Annotated in this window: 6 protein-coding genes and 1 tRNA gene; 4 read left to right on the plus strand and 3 right to left on the minus strand. The window is 56.7% G+C overall.

The annotated features are described in order from the left end of the window. Positions 1-178 precede the first annotated feature (178 nt). Both BKN05_RS11660 and BKN05_RS11665 read left to right on the plus strand, forming a co-directional pair. A complete protein-coding gene (locus BKN05_RS11660) occupies positions 179-607 on the plus strand; it encodes an MmcQ/YjbR family DNA-binding protein (RefSeq protein ID WP_286688708.1) in 429 nt (142 codons plus the stop codon). A gap of 66 nt (positions 608-673) precedes the next feature. After that, the gene (locus BKN05_RS11665) at positions 674-1159 is read left to right on the plus strand and encodes a MarR family winged helix-turn-helix transcriptional regulator (RefSeq protein WP_284791745.1); all 486 of its coding nucleotides are present in this window, start codon (positions 674-676) and stop codon (positions 1157-1159) included. Between the two features lie 18 nt (positions 1160-1177). Here the strand turns inward: BKN05_RS11665 and BKN05_RS11670 are convergent, their stop codons facing one another. Continuing rightward, positions 1178-1726, minus strand: coding sequence for a DNA-3-methyladenine glycosylase (locus tag BKN05_RS11670; RefSeq protein WP_284811928.1), 549 nt, complete (start codon positions 1724-1726; stop codon positions 1178-1180). After that, positions 1726-2583, minus strand: a complete 858-nt coding sequence (locus BKN05_RS11675; protein ID WP_284811929.1) for a polysaccharide deacetylase family protein — start codon at positions 2581-2583, stop codon at positions 1726-1728. Before BKN05_RS11675 ends, BKN05_RS11670 begins: the two co-directional genes overlap by 1 nt. A 167-nt stretch (positions 2584-2750) precedes the next feature. Between BKN05_RS11675 and BKN05_RS11680 the strand changes: the two genes are divergently transcribed. Both BKN05_RS11680 and BKN05_RS11685 read left to right on the plus strand, forming a co-directional pair. Continuing rightward, positions 2751-2823 (plus strand) — tRNA-Ala (locus BKN05_RS11680). Between the two features lie 255 nt (positions 2824-3078). Beyond that, a complete protein-coding gene (locus BKN05_RS11685; protein WP_286688709.1) occupies positions 3079-3327 on the plus strand; it encodes a hypothetical protein in 249 nt (82 codons plus the stop codon). On the opposite strand, the gene BKN05_RS11690 is transcribed toward BKN05_RS11685, so the two are convergent. Continuing rightward, positions 3324-3794 (minus strand): GNAT family N-acetyltransferase, encoded by a 471-nt coding sequence (locus BKN05_RS11690; RefSeq protein WP_286688710.1) that lies wholly within the window; start codon positions 3792-3794, stop codon positions 3324-3326. The two genes, BKN05_RS11685 and BKN05_RS11690, sit on opposite strands and share 4 nt — an antisense overlap. Positions 3795-3912: the final 118 nt, after the last annotated feature.

The raw sequence follows: 3912 nt of genomic DNA on the forward strand, positions 1-3912 counted from the left end.
AGGGCCAATATATGCTTTTGGAGCATATATTTTCCGCAAACGCGGAGTTCAGAGCATGAAAATCAACGATTCCGGACACACATTTTGTCGCTTAACCCCACAATGGCGAGCGCTCCACTTGGAACACCATTTTCGTCCATATAAACCGGCAAAACCGTCGACGAAAACCGAGGTTTGGATGGACGATATCGTTGAAGACAGCACTAAGCCAGTCTCGAAGAGGGAGCCGATGATGGACGGTAGTGGTATCTACGCAGTTGCCCGCCAACGCGCCGGAGAGATGCTCGGCTCGCAGGTACAGCATCCTTTCGGGTCCGACTGGGAAGTATTCAAAGTGCGCGGCAAGGTTTTCTTGTTGTTGACCGCGGTTACGGGCCAAGAACAAATGATTGTTAAGGCCGACCCGGAAGACGGACAGGCTCTACGGCAGCAATACCCGTTCATTGCGCCGGGGTATCACATGAATAAGAAGCACTGGGTTTCCGTCTACCCACACGCAGAGCTGCACCAACAGCTGATAGAGGAGTTAGTCACGGATTCCTACCGTTTGGTGGTGGAGAAGCTGCCGAGAGGGCAGCGACCGATCGATCCGTCCTCTGGGCACTAAGGCCTTGGAGTTTAGGACAGTGACGAGTCACTTTAGAATTAAAGCCAAATTGATACAATAAGTCCCATGACTGAGCGCGATGACTACTGGCTAAATGATGAAGAACTGGCATCATTTATGTCGCTAATGAGCGTAAATATTCGCTTAACCAATATTTTGGATGCTCAGCTGCGTGATGATGCAGGTCTGAGCTTTTTTGAGTACACAGTGCTCTCGCGGCTTTCTGAAGCGGAGAATCGCGAAATGCGTATGCGTGACCTAGCGATTACTGCCAATGGTTCTTTGTCCCGGTTGAGCCAGGTTGTGACGCGCCTAGAAAAGCAGGGGTGGGTTGTGCGCCAGCCGTGCCCGACTGATGGACGCACCACCATGGCACAGCTGACGGATAGCGGCTGGGACAAGGTAGTTGAGACTGCTCCAGGGCACGCTAAGCAGGCGCGCAAGTCCGTAATGGATAGCCTCACGCGTACGCAGATCCGCCAGATGCTGCAGATTAATCAGCGGATCATTAAGGCCATCGAAAATGATGAGCGCTACGGCGGGCGCTATTAAGTAGCGAAACGAGCAGGGCTATTTCTTGGGATAGCCGCGGCGGCCCGAGACGGTTTTATCGAAGGGGATCCAAAACCGTAGGGCCGCTTCCTTGTTTTTGGAGATACCGATACGCGGTCCGCACACCCATTCTGGTTCGGTGGTTCGCTCGACAATCTGTATTGGTTGGTGGTTGTCTTCGAGCGTGAAGCCGAGGGCCTTGCCGAGGTTTCCCGGTCCGCGGGCGAGGTTATGAAAATCAGAGGTGCCACGGCGGGCGAAGGCGGTGTCGGCGCCCTCGATGATTTCACCGCCACGCAGCAGACAGCCCTGGCCAGTGCCTTCAGGGGCACAGACGATATTGACGTTGCGGTGGATGCCATAGGAAATATAGACGTAGAACCTGCCCGGCGGACCGAACATGGCCGCATTACGCGGGGTTTTGCCATTGAAGGTGTGTGCCGCGGAATCCTCGGCACCGAGGTAGGCCTCTACCTCAGTGAGGCGGATGCTCACCCCGGCATGGGTGAGGGTGCAGCCAAGGAGTTGGGGAGCGACGGCGTCGGCAGTCAGGGCAAAATCAATCATTAACCACGAGCATAGTAGCGCTTACCTGGCACAGGGGTGCGCAGGAGGCGATCCAGGCTCACGGGTTCGAGGCCCTTGGCGCGTAGGCCATCGATAACGCAATCGGCAGCGTCCACGGTGGTGGGGTGGATATCGTGCATCAAGACAATGGAACCGGCGCGGGCACCCTGCACGGCCGAGGAACAGACGTGCTCAGAGTTGCGGTCTTTCCAATCCACGGTGTCGACGTCCCATAGCGCCTGGGAGACGCCTTTATCGCGGGTTACCTGATCCACGGTGGCGTTGGTAGCGCCGTAGGGCGGGCGTACCCAGCGCGTGCTTTGGCCGGTGGCCTTCTTAATAGCGGCGTTGCCAGCGTCGATTTCCTGGGATACCTGCTCAGGCGACAGCGTGTTGAGTTGGCGGTGGCTCTTGGTGTGGTTGCCAATGGTGTGGCCCTCGGCCTTCATGCGTTTGAGGAGCTCGGGGTGCTGCTCAGCACTGGGGGCGATCACCATGAAGCTTGCGTGCGCGTTCTTGGCCTTGAGTTTGTCCAGCAGGCGGTTGGTCTCGGCACCTGGGCCGTCGTCGTAGGTGATAGCTACGCAATTGGCACAGTCGACGCCGCCACTGTTGCGCGGCTCTGTCTTCTTCGCTGGGGTAGGTGCCTTTGGCTTAGGAGCTTTCTGCGGGAAGGCCTTGGAGGTGATGTCCTCGACCTGCGCGCGGGCGTCATCGATGCGATGGTTGATTTCGTCTTGGATATTCGAGCTGGAGGACACAGGCAGCTGTGGAATCTGCGGCAACTGTGCGTTAGCGGTCGCTGGAACGGCAGCGGCGACGAGCACGGTGAGGGCGGAGGTGAAAATGCGACGCATGGTTTTCCTAAGGATGAGGGAAAGTGGACACGATGTGCCCATGACCCTAGCGCCTGCGTGTTACGGAAGTGACAGGACATGCCTAAAGTGGCCAAAGTGATTTGAGCGGTTCAGGTTGGGAGCGGTTTGTAGTTACTTCGGCTGCGGTAGTAAGGTATCTAGGCACTGGGGCATTAGCTCAATTGGTAGAGCATCTGCTTTGCAAGCAGAAGGTCAGGAGTTCGATTCTCCTATGCTCCACAGCATGTAGTCCGGCTTCCTCTTCGGAGGGGCCGGACTTTTTCTACGTGGTGGGGTTCAGGGGTCGAATTGGCTGTGATCGCAACTTTCGTCCATACAAACCGTGGTTTCCGTCGACGGTTGTGCCGGTTTAGATGGACGAAAATCGTGAACAGCGAAAGAAGAGGGTGGAAGTATGCAAGGTCGCGAGGAGAAACTTTCAGTACAGTGAATGGGGAATCATTACTGTCCCGCGAAAACATCAGGAGACCAACCATGACCGCCAATGCTCGCTACAGTGATCCCTTTACCTCCGCAGACAAGGAAGTTGCGGCGCCGGAGGGCGCGGAATTCGTTGTAGTTCGCAAGCGCGGCGAGGCCGCGATGGATGGCGAGGTTGTGAGTTTTCACGGCACTCGTGAAGAGGCGCGTGAGGCAGTTATGGCTGGCCTGACCGAAGAATTTAAGACGGCCGTGGATAACGAGCCGATTTACGTCACCCACGCCCGCCTGCGTTCGCTTTAGAAGCGCTTGACCATCACATAGTGATCCTCGTGGCTGCCCACGTGCTCGAATCCGAGGTGCTCATAGAGACCCTTGGCGCGGGGATTATCGGGGTGGACGGCTAGCGAGATGCCAGGGGTGCGCAGGGTTTGGGCGAGGGAAATGGCGGCGTCGATAAGCGCGGTGGCAATGCCTTGGCCCTTATAGCGGGCCTCGACCGCGATGGCGAGCTCCGGAATGGCGGGTTCGACAAAGCCAAAGCCGTGATTGTCCTCCGTGCCCCAATTGAGCCACACGCCGCCGGCCGGGACGAACTCCTCCCATGCGATGAAGCCGCCCTGATTGGGCTCCCAATTTTCCACGTAGAAGGAAAAATCATCGGCGAAGTCGGGGGAAAGCTCGCCGTGCTCGTCACCGAAAGTATCGGTAAGGAAATTGAGGCGGGCGAGGTAGGTGCGGTCAGATTCCTGGGTTGCGCGAAGTTCCATAAGATCCACGATAGACGGCGGGGGTTAAGCGACAAAATGTGTGTCCGGAATCGTTGATTTTCATGCTCTGAACTCCGCGTTTGCGGAAAATATATGCTCCAAAAGCATATATTGGCCC

This window comes from Corynebacterium sp. S5S1, assembly GCF_001913985.1.
GTDB lineage: Bacteria > Actinomycetota > Actinomycetes > Mycobacteriales > Mycobacteriaceae > Corynebacterium > Corynebacterium marquesiae.